14 protein-coding genes are annotated in these 17,611 nt (G+C 74.6%); 5 read left to right on the plus strand and 9 right to left on the minus strand.

Features of this window, described 5'->3' with window-relative positions; all coding sequences use genetic code 11:
- Positions 1–143 precede the first annotated feature (143 nt).
- A complete protein-coding gene (locus tag V6U89_RS04160; protein ID WP_334569252.1) occupies positions 144–830 on the minus strand; it encodes a response regulator transcription factor in 687 nt (228 codons plus the stop codon).
- A gap of 2 nt (positions 831–832) precedes the next feature.
- On the minus strand, positions 833–2,074 hold the full coding sequence (locus V6U89_RS04165) for a PspC domain-containing protein (protein ID WP_442933857.1): 1,242 nt from the start codon (positions 2,072–2,074) through the stop codon (positions 833–835).
- A 198-nt stretch (positions 2,075–2,272) separates the two neighbouring features.
- Between V6U89_RS04165 and V6U89_RS04170 the strand changes: the two genes are divergently transcribed.
- From V6U89_RS04170 to V6U89_RS04180, 3 genes are all read left to right on the plus strand, one after another.
- On the plus strand, positions 2,273–3,868 hold the full coding sequence (locus tag V6U89_RS04170; protein ID WP_334569253.1) for a PspC domain-containing protein: 1,596 nt from the start codon (positions 2,273–2,275) through the stop codon (positions 3,866–3,868).
- Positions 3,865–4,662 (plus strand): hypothetical protein, encoded by a 798-nt coding sequence (locus tag V6U89_RS04175; protein WP_334569438.1) that lies wholly within the window; start codon positions 3,865–3,867, stop codon positions 4,660–4,662. Before V6U89_RS04170 ends, V6U89_RS04175 begins: the two co-directional genes overlap by 4 nt.
- Positions 4,663–4,948: 286 nt before the next feature.
- Positions 4,949–6,196 (plus strand): phosphatidylserine decarboxylase, encoded by a 1,248-nt coding sequence (locus V6U89_RS04180; RefSeq protein ID WP_334569255.1) that lies wholly within the window; start codon positions 4,949–4,951, stop codon positions 6,194–6,196.
- 58 nt (positions 6,197–6,254) lie between these two features.
- Here the strand turns inward: V6U89_RS04180 and V6U89_RS04185 are convergent, their stop codons facing one another.
- From V6U89_RS04185 to V6U89_RS04195, 3 genes are all read right to left on the minus strand, one after another.
- Positions 6,255–7,085, minus strand: coding sequence for a CDP-alcohol phosphatidyltransferase family protein (locus V6U89_RS04185; RefSeq protein WP_374103704.1), 831 nt, complete (start codon positions 7,083–7,085; stop codon positions 6,255–6,257).
- Positions 7,086–7,522: 437 nt separating this feature from the next.
- On the minus strand, positions 7,523–8,434 hold the full coding sequence (locus V6U89_RS04190; protein ID WP_334569256.1) for an NUDIX hydrolase: 912 nt from the start codon (positions 8,432–8,434) through the stop codon (positions 7,523–7,525).
- A gap of 112 nt (positions 8,435–8,546) precedes the next feature.
- Complete coding sequence (locus V6U89_RS04195) at positions 8,547–9,494, minus strand: NUDIX hydrolase (protein ID WP_334569257.1); 948 nt, start codon at positions 9,492–9,494, stop codon at positions 8,547–8,549.
- Between the two features lie 144 nt (positions 9,495–9,638).
- Between V6U89_RS04195 and V6U89_RS04200 the strand changes: the two genes are divergently transcribed.
- The gene (locus tag V6U89_RS04200; RefSeq protein ID WP_334569258.1) at positions 9,639–10,004 is read left to right on the plus strand and encodes a PspC domain-containing protein; all 366 of its coding nucleotides are present in this window, start codon (positions 9,639–9,641) and stop codon (positions 10,002–10,004) included.
- A gap of 10 nt (positions 10,005–10,014) precedes the next feature.
- On the opposite strand, the gene guaA is transcribed toward V6U89_RS04200, so the two are convergent.
- Both guaA and V6U89_RS04210 read right to left on the minus strand, forming a co-directional pair.
- Positions 10,015–11,571, minus strand: a complete 1,557-nt coding sequence (gene guaA, locus V6U89_RS04205; protein WP_334569259.1) for a glutamine-hydrolyzing GMP synthase — start codon at positions 11,569–11,571, stop codon at positions 10,015–10,017.
- Between the two features lie 156 nt (positions 11,572–11,727).
- Complete coding sequence (locus tag V6U89_RS04210; RefSeq protein WP_334569260.1) at positions 11,728–13,425, minus strand: GMC family oxidoreductase; 1,698 nt, start codon at positions 13,423–13,425, stop codon at positions 11,728–11,730.
- 137 nt (positions 13,426–13,562) lie between these two features.
- On the opposite strand from V6U89_RS04210, the gene V6U89_RS04215 reads away from it, so the two are divergent.
- The gene (locus V6U89_RS04215) at positions 13,563–14,687 is read left to right on the plus strand and encodes an LCP family protein (protein ID WP_334569261.1); all 1,125 of its coding nucleotides are present in this window, start codon (positions 13,563–13,565) and stop codon (positions 14,685–14,687) included.
- On the opposite strand, the gene V6U89_RS04220 is transcribed toward V6U89_RS04215, so the two are convergent.
- Together V6U89_RS04220 and V6U89_RS04225 are read right to left on the minus strand one after the other, a co-directional pair.
- Positions 14,684–16,132, minus strand: coding sequence for a M1 family metallopeptidase (locus V6U89_RS04220; protein WP_334569426.1), 1,449 nt, complete (start codon positions 16,130–16,132; stop codon positions 14,684–14,686). The genes V6U89_RS04215 and V6U89_RS04220 overlap by 4 nt on opposite strands.
- Positions 16,133–16,193: 61 nt before the next feature.
- Complete coding sequence (locus tag V6U89_RS04225; RefSeq protein WP_334569262.1) at positions 16,194–17,603, minus strand: M1 family metallopeptidase; 1,410 nt, start codon at positions 17,601–17,603, stop codon at positions 16,194–16,196.
- Between the last annotated feature and the right edge of the window lie 8 nt (positions 17,604–17,611).

Below are 17,611 nucleotides of genomic sequence, written 5' to 3' on the forward strand. Positions count from 1 at the left end.
CGGGCCTGCACAGGTCGCCGTTCTCGCGGGGTTTCGCACCACCCGCACGCGAGAAAAACGCGACGGGGCATTATGCGACATGAGTGGATCTCTTGTCAGGCCCTGGGGTTGTTCGGTCCGATTGTGTGGGATCGGCCCTGCCGTCACACCAGCCGGCGGTCCGCCGCCCAGCGGGAGAGCTCGTACCGGTTGGACATCTGGAGCTTGCGCAGCACGTTGGACACGTGCGTCTCGACCGTCTTGATCGAGATGAACAACTCCTTGGCGATCTCCTTGTACGCGTACCCGCGGGCCAGCAGGCGCAGCACCTCCCGCTCCCGGTTGGTGAGCTGGTCCAGCTCCGGGTCGGCGACCGGCGCGTCGGGGCGGGCCGCGAAGGCGTCCAGCACGAACCCGGCCAGCCGGGGGCTGAACACGGCGTCGCCATCGGCCACCCGACGGATCGCGGCGGTCAGCTCGTCCGGCGAGATGGTCTTGGTGACGTAGCCCCGGGCGCCCGCCCGGATCAGGCCGATCACGTCCTCGGCGGCGTCGGACACGCTCAACGCCAGGAACTTGACCTGCGGATGGGTCCGCCGCATCGCGTCCAGCACCGCCCGGCCGCCCCCATCGGGCATGTGCACGTCCAGCAGCACCACGTCGGGCTGGGTCGCGGCGATCCGGGCGAGCGCCTCGGCCACCGTGCTCGCCTCCCCCACCACCTCGACGTGCGCGCCCAGCTCGGCCCGGACGCCCGCCCGGAACATGGCGTGGTCGTCGACGAGGAAGACCCGCAGCCGCTCCACCCGGGCGTCCGTGCCCTCGACCGGTTCCATCGACTGCTCCGCCATGATCATTTTTCCCTCTCCGCCGTGGAGCCGTTGCCGGTGATCGGCAGGATCAACCGGACCTCGGTTCCCTCTCCCGGCCCGGACCGGATCTCCGCCCGGCCGCCGTGCCGCTGCATCCGCCCGACGATCGATCCTCGTACGCCGTGCCGGTGATCCTCCACCGTATCCGGGTCGAAGCCCTTGCCCCGGTCCCGCACGAAGACGCTCACCTGCTCCGGCTCGACCTCGGCGTAGAGCGACACGGTCTGCACCCCGGCGTGCCGGGCCGCGTTGACCAGCGCCTCCCGGGCCGCCGCCACCAGCGCGCCGACCCGCTCGTCGGTCTCCCGGTCGCCCACCACCACCGCCTCGACGGTGATCGCAAAGGTGTCCTCCACCTCGGCGGCGGCCTGCTCCAGCGCGGCGGCGAAGCGTTCGGTGGGCGAGCCGGTGGGCTTGTAGAGCCAGTTGCGCAGCGAGCGCTCCTGGCCCCGGGCCAGCCGCTGCACCGCCTTGACGTCGGTGGCGTTGCGCTGGATCAGGGCCAGGGTGTGCAGCACCTGGTCGTGGACCATCGCGGCCAGCTCGGCGCGTTCCTGCTCGCGGATGCGCCCCTCCCGCTCCGAGCGGAGCTGGTTGTACGTCCGCCACAGCACCGGCGCCGCCACCACACCGACGCCGGCCAGCCCGACCAGCGCGAAGATCACGCCGTTGACCACCGCGTCGAAGTTCTGCACCGGGGAGTAGACCGCCGCCACGCCGATGATGCCGACCGCGACCAGCACCCCGCCGCCGGCGAAGCGGAGCACGAACGCCCGCCGGTCGCTCTCCTCGACCACCGCGCCGAGCCAGGGCACCGGCATCGAGTCGCCCCACTGCCGGCGGCGCTCCGGCGCGGACTGGTGCCAGATCACGCCGGCGCCCACCGCGATGATCGCAACCAGCCAACCGGCGGTGCCGGTCGCGCCCACCGAGTCGAAGACCAGCACCTGCATCAGCAGCACGCCCAGCCCGATCAGCACGAACGGCAGCAGCTGCGACAGGTCCCGGCGGGGCGGCGCGGCGGTGTCGCCGGGACGCAGCGGGACCACCGCCCAGAAGGCGGCGTAGAGCAGCAGCCCCAGGCCGCTGAGGCCGAGCAGGACCATGAAGGCGACCCGTACCCGCAGCACCGGGATGCCGAGGTGGTCGGCGATGCCGGCGGCCACGCCGGCGGCCATCCGGTGCTCGGGTGCCCGGTAGAGGCGGGGCGGTGGGGTCGTCACGGTGCTGATCGGAGGCTCCCCTGTTCAGGGCCGGTGCGGCGCAGGTGCCGGGGTCGTCCGGCTCCGGTCCGATCGTCACACGGGGCGACGCCCGGCGACCACGGGGACGCCCCGGACATTCCCGCCCCCGGGATCTCAGGGTGGGGTCAGGGTCGGGTCCTGAGGACGCTCGGGCGTCCGGCGCAGCAGGATCGGAGCATGACCGAGGAAGCTGCCCCGCCGCCCCGCCCGTGGGCGACCGGGCCGGAGAGTCCGCCGCCCACCACCACCGGCGCGCCGGGCCCGTGGGCCTCCGCCCACGGCGGCCAGACGCCACCGGACGGGGGGTACGCCCCGCCGCCGTCGGGCGGCGCCGGCTTCACCTCGCGGTACGGGCTGGTCCGGCCGCGAGAGGGCCGCTACCTGGCCGGGGTCTGCGCGGCGATCGGCCGGGCCACCAACACCGACCCCGTGCTCTGGCGGGTGATCCTCGCCGTGCTCGGCTTCTTCGGCGGCGTCGGCATCCTGCTCTACGTGGCGGCCCTGCTGGTCATCCCCGGCGAGGGCGACAGCGCCTCCCCGGTGGAGTCGATGCTCGGCCGGGGCCGGTCCAGCATGTCGCCGGTCACCGTCATCGTGCTGAGCATCCTGGTCGCGGTGAGCTTCGGCTTCATCGTCACGGACGCGTTCCGGGCCGTCCTGCTCGGCGCGGCGATCCTCATCGGCGGCGCGCTGCTGCTCAACCGGGACGGCCGCACCCCGCCCGCCGCCGTCCCCACCGGACCGCCGGCCCCGGCCAGCGCCCCACCCGGCCCGGTGCCACCGGTCAGCTACCCCGCGCCCGGCCTCTTCACCCCGGCGCCGCCGGCCCCGACCGGGCTCGCCCCGACCGCACCGCTGCCGGTCACCGTGCCAGCGGAGCGCACCGCCGAGCAGACCGCCTGGTCACCCGCGCTGCCGACCGCACCGCCCGGCGCCCGACCGGACGCCCCGACCGCCGCCTGGCCGGCCGCGCCGGGGACGGCCGAGCCCGCGCCGGTCACCTGGCCGCCGATCGCCGAGCCGACCGTCCCGGCGCCGCCGGTGGGCGCGGCGGTGCCCGCCGGCGGCTACCGCCCGCCGTTCGCGCCGCGCGGACCGTACGCCGGGCCGCCTTCGCCGCCCCCACCCCCGCCGCCCCGGGTGAAGCCCCCGAAGCGGCCGCGCGAGCGGTCGGCGCTCGGCGCGGTGACCTTTTCGCTGATCTTCCTCGCCCTGGGCGTGGTGGCCATCCTGGACCTGCTGGACGTCTTCCCGGTCGGCGCTGCGGCCTACTTCGCGGCGGCGCTGGCCACCATCGGCCTCGGGCTGCTGGCGGGCACCTGGTTCGGCCGGGCCCGCTGGCTGATCGCGCTGGGGCTGGTGACCGCGGCGGCGCTGGGGGTGGCCACGGTGGCCGAGTCCTACGACCGGATCCGCGGCGTGGACGGCAACGTCACCTGGGCCCCCACGGACGTCCGCGACCTGGCCACCCGCTACGAGAACAGCTTCGGCGACGCCACGCTGGACCTGCGGGGGATCAACTTCGACAAGCGGACCACCGAGATCACCGTCGTGGTCAACTTCGGTGAGGCGACGATCGTGGTGCCGCCGAACGTCGACGTGACCACGGTGACCGACGTCAACGCCGGGGACGCCACGGTCTTCGGCCGGCGCTCGGGCGGGCTGGACGGGCGCTCCCGGGAGAGCACCGACCTCGGTCCGGACGGGGCCGGTGGCGGCACACTGCGTCTCAACGTCCACGTCAACGCCGGCAACCTGGAGGTGACCCGGTGAGGGTGCACCGCACGGACCTCGTCTCGCTCGCCTTCGGGCTGCTCTTTCTCGGGCTCTCCGTCTGGTGGCTGCTCGCCCAGATCCTCGGCCTCGCCCTGCCCCCGGTGGGTTGGTTCCTGGCCGGCGCGCTGGTGGTGATCGGGCTGCTCGGCCTGGTCGGCGCGCTGCGGTCGGGCCGGCACGACCGGGAGGCCCCGCCGGCCGCCGAGCCGGAGCCGACCGAGCCCGACCCGTCCGCCGCCGGCTGGCCGGCCCCGCCCGCCGGGCCGCGGGACACCGCCGACGGGTCCCCCGGGCCGACCGACACCACGATCGGGGACCGGGAGCCGGTGGCCGCCCCGGCCGACCTCCGGTACCCGCGGGACGACGAGGCCGTCCCCACCCGCTGGGAGACCACCGAGACCCCGGGTGCCGAGCGGGAGACCGCCGAGATCCACTACACCGACGCCGGAACGGACGAGGACGCGCCCACCCGCCCACCGGTGACGGGGCAGGAGACGGCGGCGCTCGGCACGGCCGGAGAGCAGACCGCCGAGGTCCTGTTCGCCGGTCCGGACGACGCCACCGCCCCGGTGTGGGGACCGGACGGGACCGGTGACCGCTTCACCGAGCCGCAGACCCGGGCGATCGGGTCGGCCGGCGAGGCGGACGAGTGGGCCACGGCGGCGATCAGCGACCGGCCCGCCGAGGCGGTCGAGGACCGGGCGGCCGACGCGCCGGACGACCGGCCCCGCTGGTCGCCCGCCGCGCCGGTCAGCGGCCCGCCGGCCGGGGAACGCCGCGCGCCGGAGTAGGGCCCGTGTCAGAGCCCCTTGGCCGGCCTGCGGCGGGCTCAGGCGGACTCCGCCTCGGCGCGACCGAGGACTTTGACACAGGCCCAACCGCGGCGGTGCGATCGCCGTCGCCGGGCTCGTATGCTGGCCGGTGGAGATCCCGCCTCCGCCGGCCGGCCGCGCCGGCGGGCCTCGTCCGCGGCCGAGCGGTCCGACCACCGGTCCCGGCCGGGGCCGAGCGGACCAGGTCGCCCGTGGCGGTCCCGCCGCGACAGCCCGTCTCTACCTCGTCAGGAGCCCGTCCGACATGACCCAGTCCCCCGCCGAGCGCACCCCCGGCCGGTCCGGTCCGGTCCGCATCGGCGAGCGCGCCGCCCGTACCCTCGTCACCGAGCTGGCCCGGCGTAACGACCCGAAGGCCGCCCTCCTGGTCGACGCGTCCCCGGAGTCCGCGGTGCTCGCCGCGGCGATCGACGCGCTGCTGCCCGGCGACACGCTCACCGTCGTGCCGGCCGAGCCGGCCGGCGCCGGCGCGCTGCGCGAGCACGTGACGGCCCAGGGTCGCTGGGTCGCCGACCGGGTACGCGTCGTCGACTCGCTCGCCGAGGCGGACGCCGCCGAGGTGGTCATCGCCGCCGAGCCGCTGACCGGCACCGCGGAGCAGGCCCGGACGACCGTCGACGGCCTGGTCAAGTACCTCGGCGAGGGCGCGCTGCTCAGCGTGGCCGCGCCGGTGTTCCGGACCGAGGGCGCCGCCGCCGAGCTGGACCGCCAGGGCGTGCTGCACGGGGTCGGCACCGACCTGGTGCTGCGCAACTCCCCGCCGGTACGGGTGCACCACCTGCGCTTCACCCCGGCCAGCCCCGCGCTCGCCGCCCGGCTGGCCCCCGCCCACCGGCCCTCCAGCGTGCCGTTGACCCGCGGCATGCACATCGACTCCAACGGCGTCGCCGCGGCCGGCATCGCCCTCGGGCTGGCCGCCGTGGCCCGCGCGGTACGTCCGAAGTCCAAGCTCTGGCTGCTGCCGGCGCTGGCCGCGGGCCCGGTGGCCGCCTTCTTCCGGGACCCGGAGCGGGACGTCCCGGAGGACCCGTCGGCCGTGGTCGCGGCCGCCGACGGTCAGGTCCTCTCCGTGCAGCGGCTGCACGACGAGCGGTTCGGCGACGGCGAGTGGCTGCGGATCGCGGTCTTCCTGTCGGTGCTGGACGTGCACGTCAACCGCGCGCCGGTACCCGGCAAGGTGGTCGACTACTTCGTCGCCGACGGCGGCTTCGTCAACGCGATGAAGCCGGACGCCGAGCACAACGTGGCCGCGTACACGGTGCTGGACACCGACCACGGCACGGTGGTGGTGGCGCAGCGCACCGGGCTGATCGCCCGGCGGATCGTGCAGCGGGCGCCGATCGGCGCGCTGCTGGCCCGGGGCGAGCGCTTCGGCCTGATCCGGTTCGGCTCGCGCACCGACGTCTACCTGCCGGCCGACGCGGCGGAGCCGCTGGTCGGGCCGGGCGACAAGGTGGTCGGCGGGTCGACGATCATCGCCCGCTGGCGCTGACGGAACGCGAGAAGGGGCGCCGCGGTCGCGGCGCCCCTTCTGCGTACGTGCGGGTAAATCAGGCGGTGCGGCGCTGGTGCAGCCAGAGCAGCGGGCCGCTGACCAGGTAGCCCACCACCACCAGGGCGAAGGTGAGCCGGATGTCGACCAGCGCGCCGATCACCGGGGCCAGCCACAGCCACGGCGGCAGCTTGAGCAGCCGGGCGAGCTTCGCGTACGGGAAGCTGGAGACCATCGCGAAGGCCAGCAGCGCCACCCCGGCGATCTGCACCACGGCGGGCAGCGGCAGGCCGATCGCGACCGTGAGGGCGAGCACCGCCGCCGCCATGGTCGTCGGCACCCCGCAGAAGAACCGGCCGTCCTTCGGTGAGACGTTGAACCGGGCCAGCCGGATCGCGGCGCAGGCCGCGACGAGGGCCGCGGCCACCGCGGCGGCCGCCGTGGGGGCCGACCCGGCCAGCGACGCGTAGACCACCACGGGGGCGGCCAGGCCGAACGAGCACATGTCGGCCAGCGAGTCCATCTGGGCGCCGAACGGGCTGGCCACGCCGAGCTTGCGGGCGAGCGCGCCGTCGAGGCCGTCGAAGACGACGCAGGCGATGAGCAGGAGCGCCGCGACCCGGGCCTCGCCGGCCATCGCCACGAAGATCGCGTTGATGCCGAGCATCAGGCTGGCCAGCGTGCAGGCGTTGACCAGCGCGAACTTCATCCGGCGCGACGCGGTGCGCTCGCCGGGAAGCAGCGGGATCGACATCGCCGACGAGTCGTCGTCCACCGACGGAGCGGGGGCGAGGGCCGGGCTGACCGGCATGACCGCCTCGATCTCCGCGCGGCGGGCGCGGTCGAAGCCGTACCGGCGGGGCCGGTCGACGAGGTGCTCGGGGACCACCAGCTCGGCGCCGATACGCGGGTCGCCGTCACGGCGGCCCACCCGGACCAGCAGCACCTGCCGGGCGAACGTGCTGCTGCGGCGCAACCGGCCCGCCCAGCGACGCCCGGCGGGGCGCGGACTGTCAGTCGTACGACGCCGGCGCCATAGGGCTCTCGGCACGTTTTCCTCCATCACCGGATCGACTGGCCGCCCACGGGGGACGGGTGTCCGGCTGTCTCGTGCCGGACCGCTCTTGGCCCGGCAGCCCGTTCAAGCGGTGTACACCATTGCACAGGGAAGTGGTGGTTGGCGATAGCTGCCGGCGGTACTTATATCTCCGTTAAACCGCGCGAACCGCTGCCTTATTCCCATCTCGGGCTTCATCGCCCGTTTTCTCCGCCAACCTCACTTACGACTGTACCGGAGCACCCTCGCAAGGGCCCGGCGAGCGACGGCTATCGCCCCCGACGTCCGGTTGCCAGGGCGGCGACCTCGGTCAGCGACAGCTTCGCCACCTGCGCCGACGTGAACCAGCCCGCCTCCGCGGTCGACCCGCCGGCCAGTTCGGTCACCTCCGGCTCGGTGGGCGCGGAGACCAGCACCCGGTAGACCACCCGCACGGCGTGCCAGTCCAGCGGGCGCCCCTCCGGCCCGAGCGCCGCGGGGTTGTGCAGATTGTCGACGGTCAACAGGTCGACAACCGTCCCGAGCTGCCCGGACTCCTCCACCAGCTCACGCAGCAGCCCGGCGGCCGGCTGCTCGCCGTGATCCGTGCCACCGCCGGGCAGGTGCCACCGGCCGGCACCCGGGTAACCCGGCGCGATCCGGGTCAGCAGGATCCGGCCCGCGTGGTCGGTGACCAGCCCGTACGCGGCGAACCGCTGGCGCCGGTCGGCGGGCGGGGCGGTCGGCCCGGCCGGCAGCGCGCCGGGCAGGCCGGCCGGCAGGGGCGTGACCGGTAGGCCGAGCAGCTCGGCGGTGAACGGCATCAGCGGCAGCGCGGCGGCCTCGTCCGGCGTGCACCAGGCCAGCTCGTCGCTGCCGCCGGCCGGCTCCGGGCGCAGCTCGCCGCCATGCTGCTCGACGTCGAAGATCAGCCGGTCGGTGTGCACGGCGACGCCCTCGGCGCGGAACGTGGTGACGTCGGCCAGGGCGGCCCGCACCCCGGTCACCTCGACGGTCAGCCCGGTCTCCTCGGCGAACTCGCGGACCACCGCCCGCGCCGGGTGCTCCGCGTGCTCGACGCCGCCCCCCGGCAGCTGCCACACGCCCGGAAACGGACAGCGGGCGGCTCCCCGGGCCAGCAGCACCCGCCCCGAGGCGTTTCGCAGCACCCCGTACGCCCCGACCCTGCGCCGCTGTTCCACGCCCACCACGCTCCCCCGCCGTCCGGCCACCCGGCCGTCGATCATGAGGTTAGCGGCAGGCGGGGAGCGGTATCAGGTGGTCGAAGCCCCAGGCTCGACGGCGGACCGAAGGTCAGGTGAGGCGGGCGGCCTGGACGGCTTCGGCGGTGACCTCGGTGAGCCGGTCGGTGGGGAGGGCACCCAGCTCCTCGCGGGCGAACCAGCGGGCCTCGCAGGTGGAGCCGCCGACGTCGGCGACGGTGGGCGGGGCGGGCTGGTCGACCACCACCCGGTAGAAGGCGCGCACCCCGTGCCAGTCGATCGGGTAACCCTCCGGGCCGAGCGAGGCGGCGTCCCGGTGGCTGGCCACGCCGAGCAGCTCGACCAGGCGGCCGGTCTGGCCGGTCTCCTCCACCAGCTCCCGGATCAGCGCCGCGCCGGGCTGCTCGCCGTAGTCGGTGCCGCCGCCGGGCAGGTGCCAGCAGCCGGCCCCCGGATACCCGTCGGAGACCCGGGTCAGCAGCACCCGGTCGTCGGGGTCGGTCACCACCGCGTACGCGGCGAAGCGCTGCGCCCGGTGCAGGCCGTCCGGGCCGGGCACGGCGTAGAAGGAGGGGAACTCCGGCGGCTCGTCCGGGACGACGTCGGCGGAGGAGGCGGGCAGGCCGAGGGCGCGTGCGGTGAACGAGCGCAGCGGCAGCACGCGGGCCTCGTCGAGGGTGTACCAACGGGCGAGGTCGGTGGGGCGCTCCACCCGGTCGGTGAGGGTGCCACCGCGCACCGAGACCCGGTAGAGCAGGCGGTCGGTGTGGATGGTGATGCCCCGCTCCGGCAGGGCCCGCATGTCGGCGAGGACGTCCTCCAGGCCGGAGACGGCGACCGAGAGCCCGGTCTCGGCGGCGGTCTCCCGGACGACGGTGTGCTTCGGGTCCTCACCGTGGTCGACCGCCCCACCGGGCAGGGACCACACGCCGGGGGTGCCGGAGCGCTCCGATGCGCGGACCAGCAACACTCGGCCGACTGAATCAGCACAGACTGCGTATGCCGCGATCCTGCGGAGCGGCTCCAGCAAGGTGGTCACGGAGCCAAATTCTCCCCGCCCACGGTTACCTGGATCGAAAAGAGTCAGATTCCTGACTCAAGGCTGGCAGGTCAGGGATCGGTCAGGGTAGGGATCCGGGCGGTCACCGAGGTCGGCCGGCCGGCCCGCGCGGAACGTGGAGACATGACCTCGACAACCACCCCCCAGGCCCCGTACAAGCAGCTCCGCCGACCCACCACCGACCGGATGGTGGCCGGCGTCGCCAGCGGCCTCGGCCGCTATTTCGCCGTCGACCCCACCCTGGTCCGGGTGGTCTTCGCGGTGGCGACCCTGCTCACCGGCGGGTTCGCCGCGCTGGCGTACCCGATCATGTGGTTCCTGATGCCCGAGGAGCCGGCGGGCGCGCCCGCCTGGCCGCACCCGACGGGCGCCGCGCCGCACGGCACGCCGCCCACCCCGGGGTACGTCTCGCCGCCGGCCCCGACCACGCGGCCCGAGCCGCCGACCGTCGCGCAGCCGACCTACCCGCAGCAGCCGCCGACGGCGTGAGCCGACCGGCTCACTCCCACTCGATGGTGCCCGGCGGCTTGCTGGTCACGTCCAGGACCACCCGGTTGACCTCGGCGACCTCGTTGGTGATCCGGGTGGAGATCCGGGCGACCACCTCGTAGGGCAGCCGGGACCAGTCGGCGGTCATCGCGTCCTCGCTGGAGACCGGGCGCAGCACCACGGGATGCCCGTAGCTGCGCCCGTCACCCTGCACGCCGACGCTGCGCACGTCGGCCAGGAGGACCACCGGGAACTGCCAGACGCCCCGGTCCAGGCCGGCGGCGGAGAGCTCCTCGCGGGCGATCAGGTCCGCCTGGCGGAGCAGGTCCAGTCGCTCCTGGTCGACCGCGCCGATGATCCGGATGGCCAGGCCCGGGCCCGGGAACGGGTGCCGCCAGACCATCGCCTCGGGCAGGCCGAGCTGGAGGCCGAGCGCCCGCACCTCGTCCTTGAACAGCGTGCGCAGCGGCTCGACCAGGGCGAACTTGAGGTCCTCCGGCAGGCCGCCGACGTTGTGGTGACTCTTGATGTTGGCGGTGCCGGTCCCGCCGCCGGACTCCACCACGTCGGGGTAGAGGGTGCCCTGCACCAGGAACTCGACGTCGCCGTGCGAGGCGATCTCGCGGGCGGCGGCCTCGAAGACCCGGATGAACTCCCGGCCGATGATCTTCCGCTTCTGCTCCGGGTCGGTGACCCCGGCCAGCGCGCCGAGGAACCGCTCCTGCGCGTCGACCACCTTCAGCGTGATGCCGGTCGCCGCGACGTAGTCCTTCTCCACCTGCTCGGCCTCGCCGGCGCGCAGCAGGCCGTGGTCGACGAAGACGCAGGTGAGCTGGTCACCGACCGCCTTGTGCACCAGCGCCGCAGCGACCGCGGAGTCCACGCCGCCGCTCAGGCCGCAGATGACCTCCTTGTCGCCGACCTGCTCGCGGATCCGGGCGACCTGCTCGTCGATGATGTTCTCGGGCGTCCAGGTCGGCTCGATGCCGGCGATGTCGTACAGGAAGCGGGTCAGCATCTCCTGGCCGTGCGCGGTGTGCCCGACCTCCGGGTGGAACTGCACGCCGGCCCGGCGGCCGGCCAGGTCCTCGAAGGCGGCGACCGGGGCGCCGGCCGACTCGGCGGTCACCGTGAAGCCCTCGGGGGCCTCGGTCACGCAGTCGCCGTGGCTCATCCAGACCGGCAGGTCGGCCGGCAGATCGCGGAGCAGCACACCCGGGTCGAGGAGGCGGGGGCGCAGCGGGGTGCCGCCGTACTCGCGGTTGCCGGTCTTCGCGACCGTGCCGCCGAGCGCCTGGGCCATCGCCTGGAAGCCGTAGCAGATGCCGAAGACCGGCACGCCGGAGTCGAACATCCCGGCGTCGATCTGCGGAGCGTCCGGCGCGTAGACGCTGGACGGGCCGCCGGACAGGATGATCGCGGCCGGGTCCTTCGCCAGCATCTCGGCGACCGGCATCGAATGCGGGACGATCTCCGAGTAGACCTTCGCCTCGCGCACCCGGCGCGCGATGAGCTGGGCGTACTGGGCTCCGAAGTCCACCACCAGGACGGGGCGAGGCGTGCTCATGTGCAGAAAGCCTACCGACAGTCACCCCCGGCCCGGGCAGCGGCCGGGCTCCGGGCGTGCCACGTCACGTCCGGAGCCGGTCAACCGGCCGATCGCCCCACCGCCGCCGCACCACCGGCCGGCCGTCCGCCGGTGCCCGCGGTCCGGCTGGGGCGGTCAGCCGCGCAGCGCGGCCGGGGCGTCCGCCGGCACCGCCGGGCGCCGCGGGGGTACGGGCGCCACCCGCCGGTACGCCTCGCCGAGGGGCGGACGGGGATCGTTCTCGCCCTTGTTCGGCCAGAAGGACATCGCCCGCTCCGCCTGGGCGGTGATCGTCAGCGACGGGTTCACGCCGAGGTTCGCCGAGACCGCCGCCCCGTCCACCACGTGCAGCCCCGGGTGGCCGTAGACCCGGTGCCACGGGTCGATGACCCCGTCGGCCGGGGACGCCCCGATCACCGCCCCGCCGAGGATGTGCGCGGTCATCGGGATGTTGAAGGGCTCGGTGAGCGCGCCGCCCGGCGTACCGCCGATCTCCTCGGCGAGCAGCCGGACCGCCTGGTTGCCGGCCGGGATCCAGGTCGGGTTGGGCGCGCCGTGGCCCGGGCCGGTGACCAGTCGCCGGCCGAAGAGGCCGCGCCGGAACCGGGTGGTCAGCGAGTTGTCCACCGACTGCATCACCAGGGCGATCACCGTCCGCTCCGACCAGCCGCGCACCGACAGCATCCGGGCCGCCAGCCCGGGTTGCCGGACGATGCTGCCCAGCCAACGTCGGGCCCGGTGCGGGCCGCCGTCGACCAGCAGCGACTGGAGCAGCCCCATCGCGTTCGAGCCGCGGCCGTAGCGCACCGGCTCGATGTGGGTCTGCGGGTCGGGGTGGAAGGAGCTGGTGATCGCCACCCCCTCGGTGAAGTCCACCCCCTCGGCGCGGGCCCGCTGACGGGGCACCGAGGCGCCGAGGATCGCCTCGGAGTTGGTCCGGGTCAGCTCGCCGAGCCGGTCGGAGAGGCCGGGCAGCGCCCCGGTCGCCTTCATCTCGTGCAGCAGCCGCTGGGTGCCCAGCGCCCCGGCGGCGAGGACCACCTGGTCGGCGTGGATGACCTGCCGGCGCCGCCGCAACCAGGCACCCGTCCGCTCGGTGTGCACCTCGTACCCGCCGTCGGGAGCCGGCCGGACGGCGGTCACCGTGGTCAGCGGGTGGACCTCGACGCCGAGCCGCTCGGCCAGCCAGAGGTAGTTCTTGACCAGGGTGTTCTTCGCGCCGTGCCGACAGCCGGTCATGCAGGAGCCGCAGTGCGTGCAGCCGGTGCGCTCCGGGCCGACGCCGCCGAAGTACGGGTCCGGCACCCGCTGGCCGGGGCGGCCGATGTGCACGCCCACCGGGGTGGCGTGGAAGGTCCGGCCGACCCCCATCCGCTCGGCGACCGCGCGCATCGCCCGGTCCGCGCCGGTGTCGACCGGGTACGTGGTGACGCCGAGCATCCGCTTCGCCTGGTCGTAGTGGCGGGCCAGCTCGTCGCGCCAGTCGGTGATGCCGCGCCACTGCGCGTCGTCGTAGAAGGCGTCCAGCGGCTCGTAGAGGGTGTTGGCGTAGACCAGCGAGCCGCCGCCCACCCCCGCCCCGGAGAGCACCATGACCCCGCCGCCGGCCCTGCGGTCGGCCGAGCGGAGCAGCGTGATCCGTTGCAGGCCGTAGCAGCCGAGCTTCGGCGCCCAGAGGAAGCGCCGGGCCCGCCAGGAGGTCTGGGGGAACTCGTCGTCGGCGAACCGCCGACCGGCCTCCAGAACACCGACGGTGTAACCCTTCTCGGCCAGCCGGAGCGCGGTGACGCTGCCGCCGAAACCGGACCCGATGACGACCACGTCGTACCGCATGAACGCATCATTACCGCTGAGTAGCCATCGCGCCAGCGCCAGTTTTCGCGCGATCATGCTCGCGTCCACCGATCCGTCAGGCCACGCCCGCAACTCGGGGCCCTCGTCGGAGCGTTGTCCCAACGGGGGTGTCGAGCATGGCTCACGAGACAGGGGCGCGACGACCGCGCCGGGCGCTGCTGCTGGCCGCCCTCGCCGCGGTGGTCCTGGTCGCCGGGGGCGCCCTGGTGGTGAACCGGCTGGTCAGCGACGACGGGCCGCAGCGCCGGCCGGGCCCGGTCGCCACCACCGCCACCGCCACACCCGGCACCGCCCCGGAGCCCAGCCCGACCGCCCCGCCCGGGGCCGGCATCACCGGGCCGCTCAACCTGCTGCTGGTCGGGGTGGACACCCGGGTCAGCGTCCCCGGGTGGGAGCCGCACAGCGACGCGGTGCTGGTGCTGCACGTGCCGGCCGGGCTGGACCGGGCGTACCTCTTCTCGCTCCCCCGCGACCTGCTGGTGGACATCCCGGCCTTCCCCGCCTCGGGCTACAAGGGCGGGAGGACCAAGCTCACCCACGCGATGAGCTACGGCAGCCGGGTGCCGGGCAAGCCCAAGGAGCACCGCGTCGCCCAGGGGTACGAGCTGCTGCGCAGCACGGTCAGCGGGTACACCGGGCTGCGGTTCGACGCCGGCGCGGTGATCACCTTCGGCGGCTTCGACAAGCTGGTGGACACCCTGGGCGGGGTGGACCTCTACGTCGACGAACGGGTGGTCTCGCTGCACCGCCGCCCGGACGGCAAGCACCGCGACCCGGCGCCCTCCGGCGGCGGCTACGTCGGGCCGCAGATGGTCTACGAGAAGGGCCAGCGGCACCTCAACGGCTGGCAGGCGCTGGACTACGCCCGCCAGCGCTACATCGCCGGCGGCGACTACGCCCGGCAGCGCCACCAGCAGCAGCTCATCCGGGCGCTGACCGCCAAGATCCTCGACGAGAACCTGGCCCGCCAGCCGGACCGGGTCCAGCAGGTGGTCGACGCGCTCGGCGACACCCTGATCTACGCCGGCGGTCCCCGCATCGTCGACATCGCGTACGCCCTCGGCGGGCTGAGCGTCGACCGCTTCACCCCGGTCGCGCTCCCCGGCAGCGGGGTGGGCAAGGGCCGCGCGTACCGGGGTGAGGAGCTCAAGCCGCTCGGCCGGCAGTTCCTCACCGCGCTGAAGGCCGGCGACGCCGAGAAGTTCCTCGCCGCCCACCCCGAGCTACGGGTGAAGAACTAGATTCGCTTCGGGGCCGGCGGCCGTTCGGTGCCGTGCAGCCAGGCGGCGAAGAGCTTGTCCAGTTGCTTGCCGGAGACCCGCTCGGCGAGCGCGACGAACTCGTCGGTGGTGGCGTTGCCGTTGCGCTTCTCCGCCGCCCAGGTCTTCAGGATCTTGAAGAACGCCCGGTCGCCGACCGCCACCCGCAGGGCGTGCACGGTCATCCCGCCGCGCTGGTAGACCGACTCGCTGAACAGGTTCTGCCGACCGGGCTTCGCCGGCGGCGTCTGCCAGAGGCGGCTGGACGAACCGGCGTACCGCCGGTCGAAGGCGGCCTGGGCGGTGCCGGTGCCCCGGTGCTCGGCCCAGAGCCACTCGGCGTAGGTGGCCAGCCCCTCGTTGAGCCAGATGTCCTGCCACTTCGCCAGCGAGACGCTGTTGCCGAACCACTGGTGGGCCAGCTCGTGGGCGACCACGCCGGTGTTCTCGCCGCCCCGGAAGAAGCCCGCCCCGTAGACCGGGCGGCTCTGCGTCTCCAGCGCGTACCGGATCCGCTCGTCGGCGACCACCACGCCGCCGTACGCGGCGAACGGGTACGGCCCGAAGACGCTCTCCAGGTAGTCGGCGACCTCGGTGGTGCGGGCCATCGACGCGTCGGCGGCCCCCTTGCCGAGCTTGGTGCTCACCGCGCTGAACACCGGCCGTCCCTTGTGCTCGCCGGTCTCGACCCGGTAGTCCCCGATCACCACGGTGCTCAGGTAGCTGGCCATCGGGGCGGCCTCGGACCACTTCCAGGTGGTCCAGCCGTCGGCGTCCGAGCGCCCCTTCGGCACCCCGTTGCTGACCGCGGTCAGCCCCTTCGGGACGGTGATCTCGACGTCGTAGCTCGCCTTGTCCGAGGGGTGGTCGTTGACCGGGAACCAGGTGCTCGCCGACTCCGGCTGGCCGAGCGCGATCGCGCCGTCGGTGGTGTGCAGCCAGCCGCCCTCGCCGAGCACCTCGTTGGCCAGCGGCTCCGGCTTCCCCTCATAGTTGATCTCGGCGGTGAAGCCGTTGCCGGCGGTCAGCCCGGCGGCCGGCGTGACCACCAGCTCGTCGGCCTCGCGGGCGTGCCGGGCCGGCGTGCCGTCCACGGTCACCTTCCGCACCGTCAGCCCGGCCAGGTCCAGGTGGAACGCGGACAGGTTGGCGGTGGCGGTGGCCTGCACGGTGGCGGTGCCGCTGAGCCGGTCGGTCGCCGGGTCGTAGCGGACCTTGACGGTGTACCGCCCGACGTCGTACCCGCTGTTGCCGTAGCTCGGGAAGTAGGCGTCGCCGACGCCGGCCGCGCCCGGTGCGAACTGCCGCCCGGTCGTCGGGGCCGGTGCCGCGGCCGGCGCCGGCCGCGGCTCCGGGTCGGACCCGCACCCGGCGAGCCCGAGGGCCGCCACCGTCACCAGTCCGACGCCCCGCCGCATCCGCGCCATGGCCACCCGGCACCTCCCCGTGTCGTCGGCGGCAGCCTACCGACCGGCGGTCACCCGCGGGTCACGGCAGGGCGGGCGCGACGCCGCCGGCCAGCCAGGCGTCCAGCAGGGGGCGCAGCGGGCGGCCGGCGACCCGCTCGGCGTACCCGGCGAAGTCGGCGGTGCTGGCGACGCCGCCGCGCCGCTCCTCGGTCCAGCCGCTCAGCAGGCGGAAGAACGTCTCGTCGCCGACGGTCCGGCGCAGCGCGTGCACCGCGAGGGCACCCCGCTGGTAGACCCCGTCGCCGAACATCGCCGCCCGCCCGGGGTCGACCGCCGGCTGGGACCAGTCGGTGACGGCGTGCCGCAGCTCGAAGGCACGCTGCGCGGTCCGGCCGCCGTCGTGCTCCGTCCACAGCCATTCCGCGTACGTGGCGAAGCCCTCGTTGAGCCAGATGTCCTGCCAGCTCGCCAGCGAGACGCTGTTGCCGAACCACTGGTGGGCCAGCTCGTGGACCACCACCGACGGGTTGGGCCGGCCGCCGGAGAAGAAGCCCGGCCCGTAGACCGGGCGGGACTGGGTCTCCAACGCGTACCCGATCCGGCTGTCGGTCACCACGATGCCGCCGTAGGAGTCGAACGGGTACGGCCCGAACCGGCTGGCGAGGAAGTCCGCTATCTCGCCGGTACGGGCCAGCGAGGCCGCCTCGGGGCCGGTCGCCGGCAGGGCGGCCGGCACCGCCGTGACCATCGGTCGACCGCCGTGGGTGCCGGTCTCAACCCGGTAGTCGCCGATCACCAGGGTGGTCAGGTAGCTGGCCATCGGCGCGCGCTCGGCCCACCGCCAGGTGGTCCAGCCGCCGGTGCTGCTCCGCTCCCCCGGTACCCCGTTGCTGAGCGCGGCCAGCCCGTCGGGGACCGTCACCTCGATGTCGTAGGTGGCCTTGTCGGACGGATGGTCGTTGACCGGGAACCAGGTGGCCGCCGACTCGGGCTGGCCGAGCACGATCGCCCCGTCGGCGGTGTGCAGGAACCCGCCGCTGCCCAGCTCGCCGTCGGGCACAGCGGTCGGCACCCCGGCGTAGTCGACCTCGACGGTGAACCCGGTGCCGCGGGGCAGCCCCCGCGACGGCGTGATCACCAGCTCGCTGCCGTCGCGGCGGTGCCGGGCCGCCGCCCCGGAGACGGTCACCCCCGAGACGTCCAGCCCGATCAGGTCCAGGTTGAACCGGGAGAGGTTGCCGGTGGCGGTCGCGGTGACGGTGGCCCGGCCGGTCAACCGGTCGGTCGCCGGGTCGTACCGCACCCGCAGCCGGTAGCCGGAGACGTCGTAGCCGCCGTTGCCCCGGCCCGGGACGTAGGGGTCACCGGCGTCGGCGGCGCCGGGCCGGAACTCGTTGCGGTCGTCGCGGTCGGAGGTACAACCGGCGGTCGCCACCGTCGTCGCCGCCACGACGGCGGCGAGCAGAAACCTGGACCGGATACGACGCACCGGCCGAG

This window comes from Micromonospora sp. CPCC 206171 (assembly GCF_036906755.1).
In the GTDB taxonomy this organism is placed as follows: Bacteria; Actinomycetota; Actinomycetes; order Mycobacteriales; family Micromonosporaceae; genus Micromonospora; species Micromonospora purpureochromogenes.

Coding starts and splice junctions, on each gene's coding strand:
- V6U89_RS04160 (WP_334569252.1), bottom strand. CDS start 830: ATGGCGGAGCAGTCGATGGAACCGGTCGAGGGCACGGACGCCCGGGTG.
- V6U89_RS04170 (WP_334569253.1), top strand. CDS start 2,273: ATGACCGAGGAAGCTGCCCCGCCGCCCCGCCCGTGGGCGACCGGGCCG.
- V6U89_RS04180 (WP_334569255.1), top strand. CDS start 4,949: ATGACCCAGTCCCCCGCCGAGCGCACCCCCGGCCGGTCCGGTCCGGTC.
- V6U89_RS04200 (WP_334569258.1), top strand. CDS start 9,639: ATGACCTCGACAACCACCCCCCAGGCCCCGTACAAGCAGCTCCGCCGA.
- guaA (WP_334569259.1), bottom strand. CDS start 11,571: ATGAGCACGCCTCGCCCCGTCCTGGTGGTGGACTTCGGAGCCCAGTAC.
- V6U89_RS04210 (WP_334569260.1), bottom strand. CDS start 13,425: ATGCGGTACGACGTGGTCGTCATCGGGTCCGGTTTCGGCGGCAGCGTC.
- V6U89_RS04215 (WP_334569261.1), top strand. CDS start 13,563: ATGGCTCACGAGACAGGGGCGCGACGACCGCGCCGGGCGCTGCTGCTG.
- V6U89_RS04220 (WP_334569426.1), bottom strand. CDS start 16,132: ATGGCGCGGATGCGGCGGGGCGTCGGACTGGTGACGGTGGCGGCCCTC.